Source organism: Pseudomonas sp. RP-B7 (assembly GCF_059803535.1).
In genome coordinates, this window is the sequence record NZ_JAPFHC010000028.1 from 65,837 (window position 1) to 85,880 (window position 20,044).

A 20,044-nucleotide genomic window follows, 5' to 3' on the forward strand; every position below is an offset into this window, starting at 1 on the left:
GATGAACAGCCAAGTAAATGCCAATGTTGTCCACGAATCCGAAGCCCAGCGCCAACATGCCCGCGTAAAAATCCCGGCCAAGCTGCGCTTTTTCAACACCGACCGCACCCAGACCGAAGCACGGGTGATCGACCTGTCCGCCGGCGGCCTGGCGTTCACCGCCACCCAGCCGTTGACCGTCGGCGAAGTGCACAAGGGCCGCCTGCAATTCGTCATCGATAACCTCGGCCTGGCCATGGACGTGGAACTGCAGATCCGCTCCTACGACCGCCAGACCGGCCGCACCGGTTGCCAGTTCCAGAACCTCGACGCCCAGGATATTTCCACCCTGCGCCATCTGATCACCTCGCACCTGTCCGGTGACATCGTGACCATGGGCGACGTGCTGGCGACCCTGCAACGCGATAACTTCACCAAGGCGCGCAAGGTCAAGGACAGCGGCAGCGGCATGACCGCGTTCGGTCGCCTGCGCGCCGTGGTATTCAGCGCGGGCATCTTCATCGTCGGCCTCGCCGCGTTTGGTTTCGTGTTCAAGTCGGTGTACGGCATGTACTTCGTCAGCCACGCCCAGGCCGGCCTGGTCAGCGTGCCCGGCATGAACGTGACCATGCCCCGCGACGGCACCGTGCAAAGCCTGCTCAAAGGTGACGCGGTCGCCGCCAAGGGCGCGCCACTGGCGACGTTCAGCACCAGCATGCTGGATGTGCTCAAGGGCCACCTGGACGAAGACCAACTGCAACCGGCCAAGGTTGAAGAACTGTTCGGCAAGCAAATGACCGGCACCCTGACCTCGCCGTGCGACTGCGTGGTCGCCCAGCAAATGGTCGCTGACGGCCAGTACGCCAACAAAGGCGACGTGATCTTCCAACTGGTGCCTCGCGGCAGCCAGGCCAATGTGGAAGCGCGCTTCACCTATCGCCAGTTCGCCGACGTGCGTCCAGGTACGCCGGTGAGCTTCCAGGTCGCCGACGAAGAACAGACCCGCACCGGCACCATCGTCAGCAGCACCAGCTTGAACAGCGCCGACCTGTCCTCCGACATCCGCGTGCAGATCAAGCCTGACGCTCCGCTGGACAGCACCTACGCTGGCCGCCCGGTGGAAGTGACCAGCGACCGCGGCCCTTCGCTGAACTGGCTGATCGACAAAGCCATGGCCAACGGTCTGTAAGCAGAGGACATGCCTGTGATGACTCCAATAAAAACACCGCGGTCCCTGTGGGAGCGGGCTTGCTCGCGAAAGCAGTGTGTCAGCCAGCACATGTATCAACTGACAAGGCCCCTTCGCGAGCAAGCCCGCTCCCACATGGGCTCTCTGTGCACCTTGACACTTGCGGTGAGCCTCGCTGGCTGCGCCGGCCTGCCCGACCAACGCCTGGCCAATGAAGCGCTCAAACGTGGCGACACCATCACCGCGCAGCAGAACTACCAGCAACTGGCAGACCTGGGTTACAGCGAGGCCCAAGTCGGCCTGGCCGACATCCAGGTCGGCACCCGCGATCCGGCGCAAATCAAACAGGCCGAAGCCACCTACCGTGCGGCAGCGGACACCTCGCCCCGCGCCCAGGCCCGCCTCGGTCGCCTGCTGGTGGCCAAGCCCGGCAGCACCGAAGCCGAACACCACGAAGCCGAAGGCTTGCTGAAAAAAGCCTTTGCCAATGGCGAAGGCAACACCCTGATCCCGCTGGCGATGCTGTACCTGCAATACCCGCACAGCTTCCCCAACGTGAATGCCCAGCAGCAGATCAGCCAATGGCAGGCCGCCGGTTACCCGGAAGCCGGTCTGGCCCAGGTGCTGCTGTATCGCACCCAAGGCACTTACGACCAGCATCTGGACGATGTGGAACGCATCTGCAAAGCCGCGCTGAACAGCACCGACATCTGCTACGTCGAGCTGGCCACGGTCTACCAGAAACAAGCCGCGCCGGAAAAACAGGCTGAACTGCTCAAGCAAATGGAAGCCGGCTACAGCCGTGGCAGCGTCACCGCCCAGCGCGTCGACAGCGTCGCCCGTGTGCTCGGCGATGCCAGCATTGGCACCCCGGACGCAAAAACCGCCCAGGCCCTGCTGGAAAAAATCGCCCCTGGCTACCCGGCATCCTGGGTCAGCCTGGCACAACTGCTCTACGACTTCCCCGAACTGGGCGACGTCGACCAGATGATGAAATACCTGGACAACGGCCGCGCCGCCGACCAGCCGCGCGCCGAGCTGTTGCTGGGCAAGCTCTACTACGACGGCAAGTGGGTACCGGCCGACGCCAAGGCGGCCGAAGCACACTTCCAGAAAGCCCAGGGCAAGGAAGTCGCCGCCGACTACTACCTCGGCCAGATCTACCGCCGTGGCTATCTCGGCCAGGTCTACTCGCAAAAAGCCCTGGACCACCTGCTGACCGCTGCGCGCAACGGCCAGAACAGTGCCGACTTCGCCATCGCCCAACTGTTTTCCCAAGGCAAGGGCACCAAGCCCGACCCATTGAACGCCTACGTCTTCAGCCAATTGGCCAAGGCCCAGGACACCCCGCAAGCCAATGACCTGGCCACCCAGCTCGAAGCCCCGCTGACACCGGAGCAACGCGCCCAAGGCCAACGCCTGGTGCAACAGGAACTGGCCGCCCGCGGCACCCTGGCCCAGAGCACGTTGCAACTGCACGCCCTGGAAGAAGACGACGGCGAGGAATCCCTATGAAGCTCAACCCATTCGTCAAGGCCGGTATCGGCCTGACCTTCGCCCTGCTGTGGTCGTGCCCGACCCTGGCCGCGCTGACCGAAGCAAAGAACTTCGGCCTGGAAGTGAAAATCACCGGCCAGTCCGAAGACGACCGTGACCTGGGCACGCAAAAAGGCGGCGACGTCAACGGCATCGGCCTCGACGTACGCCCGTGGATCTACGGCGAAAGCGGCGCCTGGAGCGCCTACGCCATGGGCCAGGCCGTGGCTTCCAGCGACATCATCGAGACCGACACCCTGCAACAGTCCTCCGATGACGAGAACCAGCAAACCAGCAACGACGACCGCAAGACCAAGAAAAACTTCCTGGCGTTGCGCGAGTTCTGGGTCGGCTACAGCGGCTTCACGCCCTACCCCGGCGAGATCCTCAAGCTCGGTCGCCAGCGCCTGCGCAATGACGACGGCCAATGGCGCGACACCAACATCGAAGCCCTGAACTGGACCTTCGACACCACCCTGCTCAAGGCCAATGTCGGCGTCGCCGAACGCTTCAGCGAATACCGCACCGACCTCAAGGAACTCGCCCCGGTCGACAAAGACCGCCAGCACCTCTACGCCGACGCCGCCTACCAGTGGACCCCCGGCCAGTGGATCGGTCTGCGCGGCCATCACACCCATGACAACGGCAAGCTCGACTACCCGGAACCGGGCGTCGCTACCGACTCCCTGGACAAGCGTGAAAACGGCGACCTGACCTGGCTCGGCATCGAGGCCAACAGCGACGCCTACAACTGGCGCAACACCAACACCGTCAACTACTGGGCCAGCATCACCGGCATGCGCGGCGACCGCGACAAGGTCAACGCCTTGAAAGCCGACGGTTCGAGCCCCGACCAAGCCAAGCGCAGCGACAACCTGAGTGGCTGGGCCACCGACATCGGCGTGCGCCTGCGCCTCGATCCGCAGTGGCAAGTCGGTGCGGCCTACTCCCGCGCCAGCGCCGAGTACGAGCAGAACGGCCTGCAAAGCAACCGTTCGAACTGGACCGGCACCCAGTCCCGCGTGCATCGCTTCGGCGAAGCGTTTCGCGGCGAGATGAACAACATGCAGTCCATGAGCCTGTTCGGGTCCTGGCAGCTGCGCGAGGACTACGACGCCAGCCTGGTGTACCACAAGTTCTGGCGCGTGGACGGCAACAAGCCGGTCACCAGCAATGGCATTGCAGCCGTGGACAACACCACCGACGCCGCCGGCGACATTATCGCCAGCACCTCGCTGCCGCTGGCCGATGGCAAGAAAGACCTGGGTCAGGAAATGGACCTGGTGGTCACCAAGTACTTCAAGAAAGGCCTGTTGCCAGCCGGGCTCAGCCAGTCCATCGACGAGCCGTCGGCGCTGGTACGGTTCCGTGCTGGCGTATTCAAGCCGGGTGATGCCTATGGCAGCGGAGTCGATTCCTACATGCACCGCGCATTTGTCGATGTGGTGTGGAAATTCTGATGGGAGCCTGCGCTATGAAACCTCACCGTTTGCTGGTTGCCGCGATGCTGATGGCGAACGCCACTGCTTTCGCGGATACCGCGCAGCAGGTCAAGGCGCCGACCATCGCCAAAGGGCTGCAACAAGCCAAGACCTACACCATTTCCAGCCCGCCGACCGCGCCGCTGGAAATGGCCAAGCCCGCCCTGCCTGACCTGTCGGGCTACACCGCCGCCGCGATGGAAAGCAAGATCGTGCGCAGCAAGCCGGGCAAGATCAGCCTGCGCCGCATGATGCAGGAAGACGCCCTCAAGGACTTTATCGGCGGTGACAACAAGATGGCCGAATGGGTGGTGCGCCAGCACGGCATTCCCCAGGCGATCTTTGTCGACGATGGCTACATGAACCTCAAGGACCTGCTGGGCAAGGTGCCCAAGCAGTACTTCAGCGAAACGTCGCCCGGGGTGTTCCTCGCCAAGCTGCCGATTGTGGTCGGGCGCAAGGGCATCCTCGACATCGACGGCAAGACCCAGGAGTTGCGCCTGTCCCAGGAAGCCGGTTCGTTCCTGATCAACGACGGCCAGTTGTTTGTGCGTGACACCAGGATCACCGGCTGGAGCGAAAAGGCCAACGGCCCGGCGCTGTTCAAGTCGCCCAAGGAGTTCCGCCCGTTCCTGCTGGCCTGGGGCGGCACCGAGACCTACGTCGCCAACACCAAGATGGCCAGTTTCGGCTATGCCAACAGTAAGTCGTACGGGGTGAGTATCTCCCAGTACACGCCGAACATGGCCAAGGTGCTCAAGCGTGCGGAGCCGACCGGCTGGATCATCGACTCCGAGTTCTCGGACATGTGGTACGGCTTCTACTGCTACGAGACCACCGGTTTCGTGGTCAAGGGCAATACCTACAAAGACAACATCGTCTACGGCATTGACCCCCACGACCGTTCCCACGGCCTGATCATTGCGGACAACACCGTCTACGGCACCAAGAAGAAGCACGGCATCATCATTTCCCGGGAAGTGAACGACAGCTTCATCTTCAACAACCGCAGCTACGACAACAAGCTCTCGGGCCTGGTTATCGACCGTAACAGCGTGAACAACCTGATCGCCGACAATGAGATCTACCGCAACCACACCGACGGCATCACCCTCTATGAGAGCGGCGACAACCTGCTGTGGGGCAACAAGGTGATCGCCAACCGTCGCCACGGCATCCGTGTGCGCAACAGCGTGAACATCAAGCTGTACGAAAACACCTCGATGGCCAACGGTCTCACCGGCCTGTACGGCCACATCAAGGATCTGACCGACACCGACCGCGACATCGCCCTCGATCCGTTTGACGCGAAAGTCTCGCTGATCGTGGTGGGTGGTGAACTGGCGGGCAACGGCAGCGGGCCGCTGTCCATCGACTCGCCGTTGAGCGTGGAGCTCTACCGCGTATCGATGCTGGCGCCGACCAAATCCAGCGGCATCAGCTTCAACGGTGTGCTGGGTGATCGCCAGGAAGAGATTCTCGACCTGCTGGTACGCCAGCAGAAAGCCGTGCTGATCGACCCTGTCGAACGCCAGACCGAAATGCAGGACTGAGGATGACCCTTATGCACCCACACATGATCAAACTGCTGAGCCTCTCGGGTCTGACCCTCGGCCTGCTCGCGGCCAGCCAGGGCGTGCGCGCCGACGACGTACAGGCACCGAAATTCACTGCCGAACCGTGCTGCAGCCTGTGCCCGGCGGCGCATGACGCAAAGAACTACACCACCCGTTACCAGCAGAACTTCACCACCCTGGTACAAGCCCAGGGCGACTGGTTGTTCCGCACCCAGGAAGACCTGCGCACCGAATTCGACACCAGCCCCGCTGGCTACAAACGCATGCAGCAACTGCACGATGCGTTCAAGGCCAAGGGCGTGGAACTGGTGGTGGTCTACCAGCCGACCCGTGGCCTGGTGAACCGCAACAAGCTCAACCCCGAAGAGAAAGCCAAGTTCGACTTCGACAAGGCCCTGAGCAACTACAAGACCATGCTCGGCCGTTTCGCCAAGATGGGTTATGTGGTGCCGGACCTGTCGCCATTGACCAATGAGCAGCTGCCGGATGAGCTGCCGGCCCACGATTTCTACTTCCGCGGCGACCAACACTGGACGCCATACGGCGCCCAGCGCACGGCGAAAATCGTTGGCGCCAAAGTGCGCGCGATGCCTGAGTTCGCCGACATTCCCAAGCGCGAATTCGAAACCACCCGCTCCGGGCGCATGGGCAAGACCGGCACCCTGCACAACATGGCCGGGCAACTGTGCGGCACCAGCTACGCGGTCCAGTACATGGACCAGTTCACCACCGAGCCCAAGGGCGAAGCGGGCGACGGCGACCTGTTCGGCGATTCGGGCAACCCGCAGATCACCCTGGTGGGCACCAGCCACAGCGGCAAGAACTACAACTTCGCCGGCTTCCTGGAGCAGGAAATCGGTGCCGACATTCTCAACGTCGCCTTCCCTGGCGGCGGCCTGGAAGGTTCGATGATCCAGTACCTGGGCAGCGATGAATTCCAGAAGAGCCCGCCGAAAATCCTCATCTGGGAGTTCTCGCCGCTGTACCGCCTGGACCAGGAGACCATCTACCGCCAGATGATGTCGCTGCTCGACAACGGCTGCGAAGGCAAGCCGGCACAGATGAGCGCCAGCACGTCGTTGAAGCCCGGCAAGAACGAATTGATGGTCAACAGTTCGAACAAAGACCTGCGTAACGCCAATCACCAGGTTGATATCCGCTTTGCCGACCCGTCGGTGAAAACCCTGCAAGCCACCCTCTGGTACATGAACGGGCGCCACGAGGACATCAAGATCGAGAAACCCGACACATCCGATACAGACGGGCGTTTCGCCTTTGAACTGCGCACCGATGAAGACTGGGCCGCGCAGAACCTGCTGGCCGTGGAAGTGCAAGGCCCCGAGGCGGGCCAGGCCGCGCAGAAGGTTGAAGCGAAAATTTGCACACGCAACGTATTCCCAAGCGGCGGTCAGAAGACCGCCTCCCTCGGGCAATGAGGTTACCTATGCAGAAGTTATTGATCCCTACGTTACTCGGCCTGGCGATGTTTGCAGGCTCGGTCAACGCCGCCGCGCCCCTGCGTCCGCCCCAGGGCTACTTCGCACCGATCGAGGCGTTCAAGACCGGCGACTTCAAGGAAAACTGCGACACCATGCCGGCGCCGTACACCGGGCCGTTGCAGTTTCGCAGCAAGTACGAAGGCTCGGACAAAGCCCGTTCCACCCTGAACGTGCAGTCGGAAAAAGCCTTCCGTGACAGCACTGCCGACATCACCAAGCTGGAAAAAGACACCAGCAAGCGCGTGATGCAGTTCATGCGTGACGGTCGCCCCGAACAGCTCGAATGCACCCTGAACTGGCTGGTGTCGTGGGCCAAGGCCGATGCATTGATGTCCAAGGACTTCAACCACACCGGCAAGTCCATGCGCAAATGGGCACTGGGCAGCATGGCCTCGGCCTATGTGCGCCTGAAGTTCTCCGACTCGCACCCGTTGGCCAATCACCAGCAGGAATCCCAACTGATCGAAGCCTGGTTCAACAAGCTTGCCGATCAAGTGGTCAGCGACTGGGACAACCTGCCGCTGGAAAAAACCAACAACCATTCCTACTGGGCCGCCTGGTCGGTGATGGCAACGTCCATCGCCACCAACCGTCGCGACCTGTTTGATTGGGCAGTGAAGGAATACAAGGTCGGCGTGAACCAGGTCGATGACCAGGGCTTTTTGCCGAATGAATTGAAGCGCCAGCAACGTGCCCTGTCGTACCACAACTACGCGCTGCCGCCGCTGTCGATGATCGCCAGTTTTGCGTTGGTCAACGGTGTCGATCTGCGCCAGGAAAACAACAGCGCGCTCAAGCGCCTGGGTGAAAAAGTCCTGGCCGGGGTGAAAGACCCGGACATCTTCGAGCAGAAGAACGGCAAGCAGCAGGACATGAAGGACCTCAAGCAAGACATGAAATATGCCTGGCTTGAGCCGTTCTGCAACCTCTACACCTGCGCCCCCGATGTGATCGAGCGCAAGCACGGCATGCAGCCATTCAAGACATTCCGCCTGGGGGGTGACCTGACCAAGGTCTACGACCCGGCGCATGAAAAAGGCAACAAAGGTTCCTGAATAACTAACTGAAGGAACAGGGTCCCCATGTGGGAGCGGGCTTGCTCGCGAATGCGGTGTGTCAGTCGACACATCTGTAACTGAACCACCGCATTCGCGAGCAAGCCCGCTCCCACAGTTGAACCGGTTTCGACAGTTGGAATGTTGTACCGCCCTCCCCCGAATTTTCGTGGGGGGGTTTGGGGGGGCTGCGGCCCTTGACTGTTGGTTAAACATGGAGAGATCGGGATGGTTTTCTCGTCCAATGTGTTCCTGTTTCTGTTCTTGCCGATCTTCCTCGGCTTGTACTACTTGAGCGGGCAACGCTATCGCAACCTGCTGCTGCTGATTGCCAGCTATGTGTTCTACGCCTGGTGGCGAGTGGACTTCCTGGCGCTGTTCGCCGCCGTGACGCTGTGGAACTACTGGATCGGCCTCAAGGTCGGTGCCGCCGGGGTGCGCACCAAGCCGGCCCAGCGCTGGTTGCTGCTCGGCGTGGCCGTCGACCTGTGCATCCTCGGCTACTTCAAGTACGCCAACTTCGGTGTCGACAGCATCAATGTGATGATGAAGTCGGCGGGCCTGGAGCCGTTTATCCTGACCCACGTGCTGTTGCCGATCGGGATCTCGTTCTACATCTTCGAGTCCATCAGCTACATCATCGACGTGTACCGCGGCGATACCCCGGCAACCCGCAACCTCATCGACTTTGCGGCGTTCGTGGCGATCTTTCCGCATTTGATCGCCGGCCCCGTGCTGCGCTTTCGCGACCTGGCCGACCAGTTCAACAATCGCACCCACACCCTCGACAAATTCTCCGAGGGCTGCACGCGGTTCATGCAGGGTTTCATCAAGAAGGTGTTCATCGCCGACACCCTGGCGGTGGTGGCCGACCATTGCTTCGCCCTGCAAAACCCCACCACCGGCGATGCCTGGCTCGGCGCGCTGGCCTACACCGCGCAGCTGTACTTCGACTTCTCCGGCTACAGCGACATGGCCATCGGCCTGGGCTTGATGATGGGTTTCCGCTTCATGGAAAACTTCAAGCAGCCGTACATCAGCCAGTCGATCACCGAGTTCTGGCGGCGCTGGCACATCAGCCTGTCCACCTGGCTGCGTGACTACCTGTACATCACCCTGGGCGGCAACCGTAAAGGCACGCTGACCACTTACCGCAACCTGTTCCTGACCATGCTGCTCGGTGGCCTGTGGCACGGCGCGAACATCACTTACATCGTTTGGGGTGCGTGGCACGGCATGTGGCTGGCGATTGAAAAAGCCATCGGCCTCAACACGTCGCCGCGCAGCTTCAACCCGGTGCGTTGGGCCTTCACCTTCCTGCTGGTCGTCGTGGGCTGGGTGATCTTCCGCGCCGAGAACCTGCACGTTGCCGGCCGCATGTATGGCGCAATGTTCAGTTTCAACGAGTGGTCGCTGTCGGAACTCAACCGCGCCAGCCTCACCGGCCTGCAAGTGGCAACCCTGGTGGTGGCGTATGCCACGTTGGCGTTCTTTGGCCTGCGCGATTTCTACCGTGACCATCCCGCGACGCCAAACCCGGCGCGCAGCGTGCCCGGCTACGCCATGCGGGCCTGCGTGCTGCTGCTGTTCGCGGCATCGATCCTGAAACTGTCGGCGCAGAGTTTCTCGCCGTTCCTTTACTTCCAATTCTGAGGGAGCCGACATGACCCGATCATTACGCGTGCTCTACATCACCGTGTTCCTGGCCATGCTGCTGGTGCTGGGGCTGTGGTCGATGCGCAGTTTCCTGGGCTTTAGCACCAACGCCGATGCCACCGTGCTTAACGGTCGCTGGACCAAGGCCGTCGAGACCCACTACGACGACGAGTTCCCAATCAAGCGCCTGGGCACCAACCTCTGGGCGGCGCTGGACTACAAGCTGTTCAACGAAGGCCGCCCTGGCGTGGTGCTGGGCCGCGACCACTGGTTGTACAGCGACGAGGAGTTCAACCCCATCGTCAACGAAGACCAGAACCTGCAAGGCAACTACGCGCTGGTCGAAGGCGTGCGCCAGAAGCTCAAGGCCCAAGGTGTGCAGTTGGTCATGGCGATTGTCCCGGCCAAGGTGCGCTTGTACCCGGAGCACGTCGGCGACGTGAAGCCGGCAAGCATCCACGCCAACCTGTATCAGGACTTCCACGCCCGTGTGGCGGCCGACAAGATCCCGGCACCTGATCTGCTTGGCCCACTGCAACAGGCCAAGCTGAGCGGCACGCAAGTGTTCTTGCGTACCGATACCCACTGGACGCCGGACGGGGCGGAAATCGCCGCCAAGCAACTGGCCAAGACCATTGCCGAGAAAACCCCGCTGAGCGGCGAGCCGCAGCGTTTTGTCACCGAGGCCGAGAGCACCGCACCGCATAAAGGCGACCTGCGTCTGTTCCTGCCCCTGGACCCGCTGTTCGAAAACCTGATGCCACCCAAAGAACCGCTGCAAAAACGCGTGACCCATCTGGCCGAAGCCGGGGGCGACGATGCGCTGTTCAGCAACAGCGAAACCCCGGTGGCGCTGGTCGGCACCAGCTACAGCGCCAACCCCAACTGGAACTTCGTCGGTGCGCTCAAGCAAGCCCTGCACAGCGACGTCATCAACTATTCGGAAGACGGCCACGGCCCGATCTTGCCGATGCTCAGCTACCTGAAAAGCGATGACTTCAAGAACAGCCCGCCACAAGTGCTGATCTGGGAGTTTCCTGAACGTTATCTGCCCGTGAACAACGAAATCGGTGATGCCGACCCGTCCTGGGTTGCGCAGCTTAAACAAGCCGGTTCGCGCCAACAAAACATGGCTTTGAACACCCTTGAAAAATCCGAGACGCCCGACCGGGCGCAAAACTGAAAGAGAGGTAACTCACATGACTTTCACTACAACTCCTCGTCGTCTCGCCAAGACCCTGGCCCTCGCCGCTGGCATGAGCATCGCGTCGATGTCGGCCTTTGCCGGTGATGCCGCGTTGTACGGCCCCGTCGCACCGAAAGGCTCCAGCTTTGTGCGCGTATTCAACGCCTCCAACCAGGAAGTCAGCGCGACGGTTGGCAGCACCAACCTCAGCGACGTTGCGCCCCTGGCCAGCAGCGACTTCAGCTTCATGCCCGGCGGTGACTACAGCGCCAAGGTCGGCAGCCAGACCGTGCCGGTCAAACTTGCCGCCGACCACTACTACACCCTGGTCAACAACGGCAGCGGCCAACCGCAATTGATCGAAGAGCCGCCGTTCAAGAACAAGCAGAAATCCCTGGTACGTGTGCAGAACCTCAGCGACAAGGCCCTGACCCTGAAAACCGCCGACGGCAAGACCGATGTGGTCAAGTCGGTGGCGGCCAAGGGCCGTGGCGAGCGTGAAATCAACCCGGTGAAAGTGAGCCTGGCGTTGTATGACGGTGACAAAAAAGTCGGTGATGTGAAGCCGGTTGCGTTGGAACGTGGTGAAGCGGCGGTGCTGTACGTGACCGGCTCCGGTTCGAGCCTGTCGCCAGTCTGGGTGAAACGCCCAGTGTCGACCCGCTGATTAAATTTTCAATTTAACGCCCCCTCCTGTGGGAGCGGGCTTGCCCGCGAATGCGGTGGTTCAGCACCCGCTGTACCAACTGACACACCGCTTTCGCGAGCCAGCCAGCGCCCACAGGCTCTGACCCAATTCGATTCAAGGAGAAACACCCATGATCCCAGTAATCCTTTCCGGTGGTAGCGGCTCCCGTCTTTGGCCGCTGTCGCGTAAACAGTTCCCGAAACAATTCCTGGCGCTGACGGGCGAGCACACGCTGTTCCAGCAAACCCTGGAACGCCTGGTGTTCGAAGGCATGGACACACCGATTGTGGTCTGCAACAAAGACCACCGCTTCATCGTCAACGAGCAACTGAGCAACCGCAAGCTGGACTGCCAGCGCATCCTGATGGAACCGTTCGGCCGCAACACCGCGCCGGCCGTGGCCCTGACCGCGATGATGCTGGTCAACGAAGGCCGCGACGAGCTGATGCTGGTGCTGCCCGCCGACCACGTGATCGAAGATCAGAAAGCCCTGCAACGTGCACTGGCCCTGGCCACCGTGGCAGCAGAACGCGGCGAGATGGTGCTGTTCGGCGTACCGGCGACCCGTCCGGAGACCGGCTACGGCTACATCAAGTCCACCGCTGATTCGCTGCTGCCCGAAGGCGTGAGCCGCGTCGAGCAGTTCGTGGAAAAACCCAATGAAAAACGCGCGGTCGAGTTCGTCAAAAGCGGCGGCTATTTCTGGAACAGCGGCATGTTCCTGTTCCGCGCCAGCCGCTTCCTCGAAGAGCTGAAAAAGCACGATCCGGACATCTACGACACCTGCCTGCTGACCCTTGAGCGCAGCGAACAGGATGCCGACACCGTGTCCTTCGACGAAGCCACCTTCGCCTGCTGCCCGGACAACTCCATCGACTACGCCGTGATGGAAAAAACCCAGCGCGCCTGCGTGGTGCCGCTGAGCGCCGGTTGGAGCGACGTGGGTTGCTGGGCCTCGCTGTGGGCGGTCAACGATAAAGACGCCGACGGCAACGTGACCAAGGGTGACGTGGTGATCCAGGACAGCAAGAACTGCATGATCCACGGCAACGGCAAGCTGGTGTCGGTGATCGGCCTGGAAAACATCGTGGTCGTTGAAACCAAGGACGCGATGATGATTGCCCACAAGGACAAGGTCCAGGGCGTCAAGCAGATGGTCAACACCCTCAACGAACAGGGGCGCAGCGAGACCCAGAACCACTGCGAGGTCTATCGTCCGTGGGGGTCCTACGACTCGGTGGACATGGGCGGGCGTTTCCAGGTCAAGCACATCTCGGTCAAGCCGGGCGCGTGCCTGTCGCTGCAAATGCACCACCACCGCGCCGAACACTGGATCGTGGTCAGCGGCACAGCTGAAGTGACCTGCGACGAGAATGTGTTCCTGCTGTGTGAGAACCAATCCACCTACATCCCGATTGCCTCGGTGCACCGCCTGCGCAACCCGGGCAAGATCCCATTGGAGATCATTGAAGTGCAATCGGGTAGCTACCTGGGCGAGGATGACATCGAGCGCTTTGAAGATATTTACGGGCGTTCGACGCCGGTTGAGCGTGGCGTGTCGGTGAAAACTATCGCGCAGTAAAACAGTCGTAAAAAGAAGCCCCCGTCCAGCCGACTGCGTCCCCTATCCGCAGCCGGTTGGGCGGGGGCTTTTTCTGTGGGTTTGGGGGTGACTGTGAGGGCCTCTTCGCGAGCAAGCCCGCTCCCACAGGTTGATTGCATTCCAAAGGTTATACGCGGTCAAAATGTGGGAGCGGGCTTGCTCGCGAAGGCGTCAGCCGCATCAACCTATCTCTCAAGCCGCCCAAACCCACCTACGCTTAAGTTAGGATGCTCGCTCCCCATTCGAGGTGGTCTCCATGTTCTTCGGCGTTCTCCTGATCATCACCTGGCTGATCCTGCTGCTGCGCTACCCCGCCAAGGCCTTGCCGGTATCCCTCGCGGCCGCGGTCGGCCTGGGTTTCGTCGCCATCTGGGTGGTCTGGCTGGACAACCGCGAAGCCTCGCAACTGGCGCGCCTGGAACTGCGCATCACCTACGCGCCTGAGGAATGCCCCGCCGACCGTCCGCTGAAACTGGTCCTCAACAATGGCAACGACGTGCCTCTCACCGAACTGCGCTGGCGCGTCGCCGCCTATGCGCCGGGCGACACCGTCAACCTGGCCGACAACGTCTACGCCGCCCCGCGCTACCGCGGCCCCGGCGAGTTGCAGGCCGGCGCCACCTGGGACGATTGCCTGCCCGCCCCACCGCTGCGCCCCGGCTACCGCCCGCAAACCCTGGAATTTCGTGCCGAGCACCTGCAAGGCAGCTTCTCGGACTGACAAAGGATTGATCCATGCCCAACGTACTCATCACCGGCTGTTCCAGCGGTATCGGCCGCGCCCTGGCTGACGTGTTCAAAGCCGCCGGCTACAGCGTATGGGCCAGCGCCCGTCGCCCGGACGATGTCGCCGGTTTAGCCGCCGCCGGCTTCAACGCGGTACAACTGGACGTCAACGACAGCGCCGCCTTGCAGCACCTGGCTGAACAGTTGGGCGAGCTGGACGTACTGGTCAACAACGCCGGTTACGGCGCCATGGGCCCGCTGCTCGACGGCGGCACCGAGGCGATGCAGCGCCAGTTCGAGACCAACGTGTTCTCCATCGTCGGCGTGACCCAGGCGCTGTTCCCGGCACTGCGCCGCAGCAAAGGCCTGGTGGTGAATATCGGCAGTGTTTCCGGGGTGCTGGTCACGCCGTTTGCCGGTGCCTACTGCGCATCCAAAGCCGCCGTGCATGCCTTGAGCGATGCCCTGCGCATGGAGCTGGCGCCGTTTGGCATTCGCGTGATGGAAGTGCAACCGGGGGCCATCGATACGAGCTTCGCGAAAAACGCCGGTGCCCAGGCCGAGCTGTTGATCAGCGAGAAATCGCCCTGGTGGCCGTTGCGCGAAGGCATTCGCGCGCGCTCACAGGCCTCGCAGGACAACCCCACCCCGGCCAACCGGTTTGCCGCCCAGGTGCTCAAGGGCGTACAACAAGCCACGCCGCCACGCCTGCTGCGCGCGGGCAATGGCAGCCGGGCGCTGCCGTTGATGGCGGCGCTGTTGCCCAAGGGGCTGCTGGACAAGGTGTTGAAGAAACGGTTTGGGCTGGATGGTGCGCTCTAACCCTTCAAGAAATCGATGAACGCCCGCACCTTCAAGGGTAAATGCCGGGTGTCCGGATACATCGCATAAACCCCCTGGGGGTCGAAGCGATGGTCCGGTAACAGGCGCACCAAGCGCCCCGTTTCCAGATCGTCATTCACCAGCCACTGTGGCAGCACGGCTACACCGTGGCCGTGCACAGCGAACGCCTGGAGCACAGCGGCACTGTCGGCCACCAATGTCGTTTGACCGACGCGGTAGAGACATTCGGTGCCTGCCGGGTCGGTTACCGTCAATCCCGTCAGCCGCCCATGGCCCAGGCGGGGCAACTGCTCCAGTTCATCCAGGGTGGCAGCCCCGGCAAACACCGGTGCCGCCACGGCGAATACCTCGAACGTCGACAACTGCACCGCACGGTGATTGGAATCCGGCAGGCGCCCCAACCGGATCGCCACGTCAAAACGCTCGGAAATCAGATCGGCATGGGTCGAGGACGTGGACAAGTGAATGTTCAGGTCCGGGTGTAGTCGCCGAAAGGCCTCCACGGCAGGGGCAACCACGGCCAGGGCGTATTCCACCGTGGTGGTGATGCGCAATGTGCCCTTGAGTTGGGCGTGCTCCGAACGCGCTTCTTCGACCGCCAACCGCGCTTCTTCAAGCATGCGGGTACAGCGCAGGTAGAAGCGTTCGCCGGCATCGGTCAATGCCAGTTGGCGAGTGTTACGGGTCAGCAGAGTCACGCCCAGCTCCGCTTCCAGGCGCTTGAGATTGAAGCTGACCACGGCGCGGGTCTGGCCCAGCAGGTCGGCCGCAGCCGTGAGCGAGCCGGCCTCGACCACGGCCTTGAAGGTGTCGAATCGGTCCAGGCTGACCATGGGCCAGGCCTCCTTTGTCAAAATATTTTTGACAAACTAACAGGCAAACCGACGTAGCCCAACTGCAATGCCCGGCCTACCCTGCCCGCTTCATTCGCAGGATCGCGCTCATGACCTACCGCTCGAAAGTCGCCTGGATCTTTTTGCTGGGCTTTGCCCTGGACCTGGTGAACATGTTTGTCGCCACCGTCGCCTACCCGGACATCGCCCGCGACCTGCACGCCTCGGTCACGCAATTGGCGTGGATCAGCAATGCGTACCTGCTCGGTCTCACGCTGATCATTCCATTGAGTGTGTGGCTGGCGGCAATGCTGGGCGAGCGCACGTTGATCGCTGCCAGCCTGCTGTTGTTTGCGGGCGCATCGGTGATGGTTGGCCAGGCGGCTTCCATTGACACGTTGATCGGCTGGCGTGCGCTGCAAGGGCTGGGCGGCGGCTTGCTGATTCCCGTTGGGCAGGCCATGGCCTATCGGTATTTTCCGGCAAATGAGCGCAGCCAGTTGACGGCACGGGTGATGTCCGTGGCGCTGCTGGTGCCAGCGTTGTCCCCCGCCTTGGGCGGCTTGATCGTCGACAGCATGTCCTGGCGCTGGATCTTCTACGCCAACCTGCCACTGGCCTTGATCACACTGTTGCTGGCGCTGCTGTGGATAACACCCGATGAGCCCACGAACCCACGCCCGAGACTGGAAGTGGGCGGCATTTTCAAACAAGTCCGCAGCCCAATGCTGCGCGTGGCGATGCTGGTTTACCTGTTCATCCCTGGCGTCTTCATTGGCACCAGCCTGATCGCCGTCCTTTATCTACGCGGCCTGGGTTACGACGCAACCCGCACCGGCGCACTCATGCTGCCGTGGGCGCTGGCGTCGGCAGTGGCGATCTACCTTGGCAAAACACTGTTCAACCGCTGGGGGCCGAAGCCTTTACTGCTGACGGGCATGGCACTGCAAGGCGTCGGCATTATGTTGCTGAACGAACCGACGCTGATCATCGCTGCCTACTGCTTGATGGGCCTGGGCGGCAGCCTGTGCAGCAGCACCGCGCAAACCCTGGCCTTTCTCGACATCCCTGCCGAACGCATGGGCCACGCCAGCGCCTTGTGGAATATCAATCGACAAATGAGCTTTTGCCTGGGGGCAGCGGCGCTCAGTGCGCTGTTGTCGGCCTTGGATTCCTTCAGCATAACCTTCACGATGGCGGCAGCTCTGACACTGCTACCTGCTTTTGCGGTGCTGCGCCTGGATACCGCCAGGGTACGGACACTGCTTCACCCTGCCAGCGAGGCTGACCAATGATTGACTACAGCGATTTTTTTGAAGAAGTGATCCAGACCCACGTCGAGATCGAACAGTGGTTTGCTGGCATCGCACCGCAGGGCACCTTGCAGAACCTGCTTGCGCGCTTCTCCCCGGAGTTCAGCATGGTCGCCCCCGCCACCGGCACGCGGGTCAATGCGGCCGGGGTCAATGCGTTGTTCACACGCCTGGGCGGGATGCGCCCGGGGTTGAAGATCACCTTGAGTGAGATGGCCGGGATCGACCGGCATGCACGCGGTGCAACGGTGACTTACCGCGAGCATCAAGTGGATGACAGCGGCACGCAGACCGATCGTCGCGCCACGGTGGTGTTCGAGAAACAGGCCAGCGGCGCGCTGCTGTGGCGCCACCTGCACGAAACCTTCATCAAGGTCTGATGCGGTCGAAAATGTGGGAGCGGGCTTGTTCGCGAAAGCGGTGGGTCGTTGACGAATCCGTTGGCTGACACTCCGTATTCGCGAGCAAGCCCGCTCCCACTTTTTAGCTTTACGCCTGGCTAGTCGGGCCAGGTACTACAAGAAACAGCGAACCGCCTGACATCATTCCAAGGAACCAATCCTCAGGCTCTTTCACCTCTGTCTACCCACAGGTGAAAGGATGCCCAGGGATTTCCTGCAAAGCGGCGTGCCGACTGCGCACACCACCACGCGCCAGCGACTGACCAGCCTGCTGGACCTGCCAGCACTCTATCGAACCATTGACGCCGACCCGGCCATCGTCGGGGCTGGGGTGGTGCATATCGGCAGTGATTATCAGGTGACGGTGCTGAGGGAGTTTGTGCCGCTGTGCAGTATCAGGCCCAAGCGCGTGATTTTGCGGGAGGTGGCGGGACAGCTAATGACTGCTGATGAGTACGCAAAGCTGGCGGCAAACTCGCCGCGTGAGTCACAGCTGTGGAAGGAGGCGTCGGGGATAGCTACCAACTGCGGCGGGGCGGTGATTGGCTTCGTGATCGCGAAGGCTGGAGTGGCAGCAGCGCCTTTCAGCGCAGGCACTAGCCTTGCGTTGTCCTACATTGCCTATGCAGGCTCGGCTGCCGGTGGCGTGCAGTGCTTGAACAGCTTGTGGCGGACCTATAACGAATTAACCAACCCCGCCGAGAACGACTATTACGACACGTTAGGTTGGTATCAGACGATGACTGTTGCCTTGGACGGCATCTCACTAGTCGGCGCGGGAAGCAGTACGTTTGCCACCGTTAAAACCGCGATGGCTATAAAGCGCTCAACAGGTCGTGACATGACAGACATATTGAGACGCATGAGCCGCCAAGAACGCGCAAAGTTAACCAGCGAGGTGCTGTGGTTGAAAAACCCCCGTCATCCTCGGGAGATAGTTCGCCTAAAACAACTGTCAGGTTCTTTACCAAAACGCTTCAGCAACCCCCAAATACGCCTAAGCATCATGACTCAATTAAAAGATCAAATCGGAGCTACTTTAGCTATCGTGGGCAGCAGCATATCCGGAAACATCAACCCTATACTTGTTGCACTGTATGAGGAGTTTGAAAGCTATGAAATATAGCTTCGACCCTTTGAAGGAGTATCAAGTCTGGCGCCGATACGCGTATCGCTTTTTACCGGCATGGGCCGGTGCCCTACTTCTTTGCCTGAATAGTATTGCGGGCAATATGACACACAGCCTGTCGTACTACGCCGCGGTCAATCACCTGCCCACTGAATATGCTTTCGCAACCGGCGTGGCACTCTGCCTGGTTTTTTTCGTAGGCCTGAAGATGCTGTATGAGGGATTCCGTCATGCCAATGGAATACTTATACCCGTGGCCATCGTGAATACCCTGCTGGCAATCGCATATCTCGAAAACCACTCTCCGACACTGCTCAACCTATTGCCGCTGTTTTCAGCCCTGCTCTACATCTTGGTTCTCAACTCCAAAAACCACCGCCGCTACACCAGCATGCTGCGGGTCAAGCGCCGACGCAAAACCAGAGCCGCCAAGTCGCTCATTCACTGAAATGACTGACTCAGTGTGGCGAGTGCGCTGCTCCCACACTCAGTTCGGTGTTTGGTCCACGATAACGGTGCAGGTAATACCGGCCGCCAACAGCACGCCTTCCGGCACTTCATCGATATGAATCCGCACCGGCACCCGCTGGGCCAGCCGCACCCAGTTGAAGGTCGGGTTCACATCGGCCACCAGCTCACGGCTCTCGGGGTTGTCGCGATCGTAGATGCCCCGCGAGATGCTTTCCACATGGCCCTTCAAGGTCTCGCCGCTCATCAATTGCATATCGGCTTTATCGCCGACCTTCACATGGGGCAACTTGGTTTCTTCAAAGAAGCCGTACACCCAGAAGGAATTCATATCCACCACGGCCATCTTGGCCTCGCCGATGCGCGCATAGTCGCCGCGATGCACGTTGAGGTTGGTGACGTAGCCGTCCACCGCCGCCAGCACCTGGGTGCGCTTGAGGTTCAGCTCGGCCGCTTCCAGTTGCGCCAGCGCGTGCTGGTAATCGGCCAGGGCCGAGTCGGCGATGTTGCTGGCGTCGTCGCGGTTTTCCTTGGAGATCACCAGGGCGTCGAGGTCGGCGCGGCGGTGGGCGTTGACCTTGCGCATTTCCCAGGTGGCTTTGCGCGAAGCGACGAGGGACTGCGCCTGCTTGACGGCGATGCGGTAGTGCTCGGGGTCGATCTGCATCAGCAGGTCGCCTTTTTTCACCAACTGGTTGTCACGCACCGGCACGTCGACGACTTCGCCGGTGACGTCGGCGGCGACGTTGATGATGTCGGCGCGCACACGGCCGTCGCGGGTCCATGGGGTTTGCATGTAGTGCACCCACAACGTACGGCCAATCCAGATCGCCAGAGCCAGTACCAGCAAGGTGGCGAGCAGGCTGAAAAACTTTTTCATCG

The 20,044-nt window shown here is 61.3% G+C and carries 18 protein-coding genes; 16 read left to right on the forward strand and 2 right to left on the reverse strand.

The genetic code is table 11. The annotated features are described in order from the left end of the window. Position 1: 1 nt before the first annotated feature. From OPU96_RS22135 to OPU96_RS22190, 12 genes are all read left to right on the forward strand, one after another. Positions 2 to 1,168: an alginate biosynthesis protein Alg44 gene (locus tag OPU96_RS22135; protein ID WP_192297552.1), complete on the forward strand. Its 1,167-nt coding sequence runs from the start codon at positions 2 to 4 to the stop codon at positions 1,166 to 1,168. A gap of 90 nt (positions 1,169 to 1,258) precedes the next feature. Further along, complete coding sequence (gene algK / locus OPU96_RS22140; protein WP_370694887.1) at positions 1,259 to 2,683, forward strand: alginate biosynthesis TPR repeat lipoprotein AlgK; 1,425 nt, start codon at positions 1,259 to 1,261, stop codon at positions 2,681 to 2,683. Then, the gene (locus tag OPU96_RS22145; RefSeq protein WP_226457454.1) at positions 2,680 to 4,164 is read left to right on the forward strand and encodes an alginate export family protein; all 1,485 of its coding nucleotides are present in this window, start codon (positions 2,680 to 2,682) and stop codon (positions 4,162 to 4,164) included. The genes algK and OPU96_RS22145 overlap by 4 nt, the downstream gene beginning before the upstream one ends. Then, positions 4,164 to 5,738: a mannuronan 5-epimerase AlgG gene (gene algG / locus OPU96_RS22150; RefSeq protein ID WP_192297558.1), complete on the forward strand. Its 1,575-nt coding sequence runs from the start codon at positions 4,164 to 4,166 to the stop codon at positions 5,736 to 5,738. The genes OPU96_RS22145 and algG overlap by 1 nt, the downstream gene beginning before the upstream one ends. A gap of 11 nt (positions 5,739 to 5,749) precedes the next feature. Continuing rightward, complete coding sequence (locus OPU96_RS22155) at positions 5,750 to 7,198, forward strand: alginate O-acetyltransferase (protein WP_192297559.1); 1,449 nt, start codon at positions 5,750 to 5,752, stop codon at positions 7,196 to 7,198. 8 nt (positions 7,199 to 7,206) lie between these two features. Next, a complete protein-coding gene (locus OPU96_RS22160) occupies positions 7,207 to 8,316 on the forward strand; it encodes a mannuronate-specific alginate lyase (protein ID WP_192297561.1) in 1,110 nt (369 codons plus the stop codon). A 228-nt stretch (positions 8,317 to 8,544) separates the two neighbouring features. Further along, the gene (locus OPU96_RS22165; RefSeq protein WP_192297563.1) at positions 8,545 to 9,969 is read left to right on the forward strand and encodes an MBOAT family O-acyltransferase; all 1,425 of its coding nucleotides are present in this window, start codon (positions 8,545 to 8,547) and stop codon (positions 9,967 to 9,969) included. Positions 9,970 to 9,979: 10 nt separating this feature from the next. After that, a complete protein-coding gene (locus OPU96_RS22170; RefSeq protein ID WP_192297565.1) occupies positions 9,980 to 11,155 on the forward strand; it encodes an alginate O-acetyltransferase in 1,176 nt (391 codons plus the stop codon). Positions 11,156 to 11,171: 16 nt separating this feature from the next. Beyond that, positions 11,172 to 11,825, forward strand: coding sequence for an alginate O-acetyltransferase AlgF (locus OPU96_RS22175; protein ID WP_192297567.1), 654 nt, complete (start codon positions 11,172 to 11,174; stop codon positions 11,823 to 11,825). A gap of 151 nt (positions 11,826 to 11,976) precedes the next feature. Further along, entirely contained in the window at positions 11,977 to 13,428 is a 1,452-nt protein-coding gene (locus OPU96_RS22180) for a mannose-1-phosphate guanylyltransferase/mannose-6-phosphate isomerase (RefSeq protein ID WP_226457456.1), read from the forward strand. A gap of 277 nt (positions 13,429 to 13,705) precedes the next feature. Then, positions 13,706 to 14,170 carry a multidrug transporter gene (locus OPU96_RS22185; RefSeq protein ID WP_124527405.1) on the forward strand — a complete coding sequence of 155 codons (465 nt, stop codon included), beginning with the start codon at positions 13,706 to 13,708 and terminating at the stop codon, positions 14,168 to 14,170. 14 nt (positions 14,171 to 14,184) lie between these two features. Next, entirely contained in the window at positions 14,185 to 14,997 is an 813-nt protein-coding gene (locus OPU96_RS22190; protein ID WP_498559686.1) for an SDR family oxidoreductase, read from the forward strand. On the opposite strand, the gene OPU96_RS22195 is transcribed toward OPU96_RS22190, so the two are convergent. After that, positions 14,994 to 15,851: a LysR family transcriptional regulator gene (locus OPU96_RS22195; RefSeq protein WP_305392098.1), complete on the reverse strand. Its 858-nt coding sequence runs from the start codon at positions 15,849 to 15,851 to the stop codon at positions 14,994 to 14,996. The genes OPU96_RS22190 and OPU96_RS22195 overlap by 4 nt on opposite strands. A 110-nt stretch (positions 15,852 to 15,961) precedes the next feature. Here OPU96_RS22195 and OPU96_RS22200 point away from each other — a divergent pair, with 110 nt between their 5' ends. The 4 genes from OPU96_RS22200 (at position 15,962) to OPU96_RS22215 (ending at position 19,142) form a co-directional block, all read left to right on the forward strand. Continuing rightward, complete coding sequence (locus OPU96_RS22200; protein WP_226457459.1) at positions 15,962 to 17,146, forward strand: MFS transporter; 1,185 nt, start codon at positions 15,962 to 15,964, stop codon at positions 17,144 to 17,146. After that, positions 17,143 to 17,544 carry a DUF4440 domain-containing protein gene (locus OPU96_RS22205; protein WP_305392096.1) on the forward strand — a complete coding sequence of 134 codons (402 nt, stop codon included), beginning with the start codon at positions 17,143 to 17,145 and terminating at the stop codon, positions 17,542 to 17,544. The genes OPU96_RS22200 and OPU96_RS22205 overlap by 4 nt, the downstream gene beginning before the upstream one ends. 220 nt (positions 17,545 to 17,764) lie before the next feature. Then, complete coding sequence (gene ssp4 / locus OPU96_RS22210) at positions 17,765 to 18,691, forward strand: Ssp4 family T6SS effector (protein ID WP_463983254.1); 927 nt, start codon at positions 17,765 to 17,767, stop codon at positions 18,689 to 18,691. After that, positions 18,681 to 19,142 (forward strand): hypothetical protein, encoded by a 462-nt coding sequence (locus OPU96_RS22215; protein WP_463983253.1) that lies wholly within the window; start codon positions 18,681 to 18,683, stop codon positions 19,140 to 19,142. Before ssp4 ends, OPU96_RS22215 begins: the two co-directional genes overlap by 11 nt. A gap of 39 nt (positions 19,143 to 19,181) precedes the next feature. Here the strand turns inward: OPU96_RS22215 and OPU96_RS22220 are convergent, their stop codons facing one another. After that, on the reverse strand, positions 19,182 to 20,042 hold the full coding sequence (locus tag OPU96_RS22220) for an efflux RND transporter periplasmic adaptor subunit (protein ID WP_498559687.1): 861 nt from the start codon (positions 20,040 to 20,042) through the stop codon (positions 19,182 to 19,184). Positions 20,043 to 20,044 lie beyond the last annotated feature (2 nt).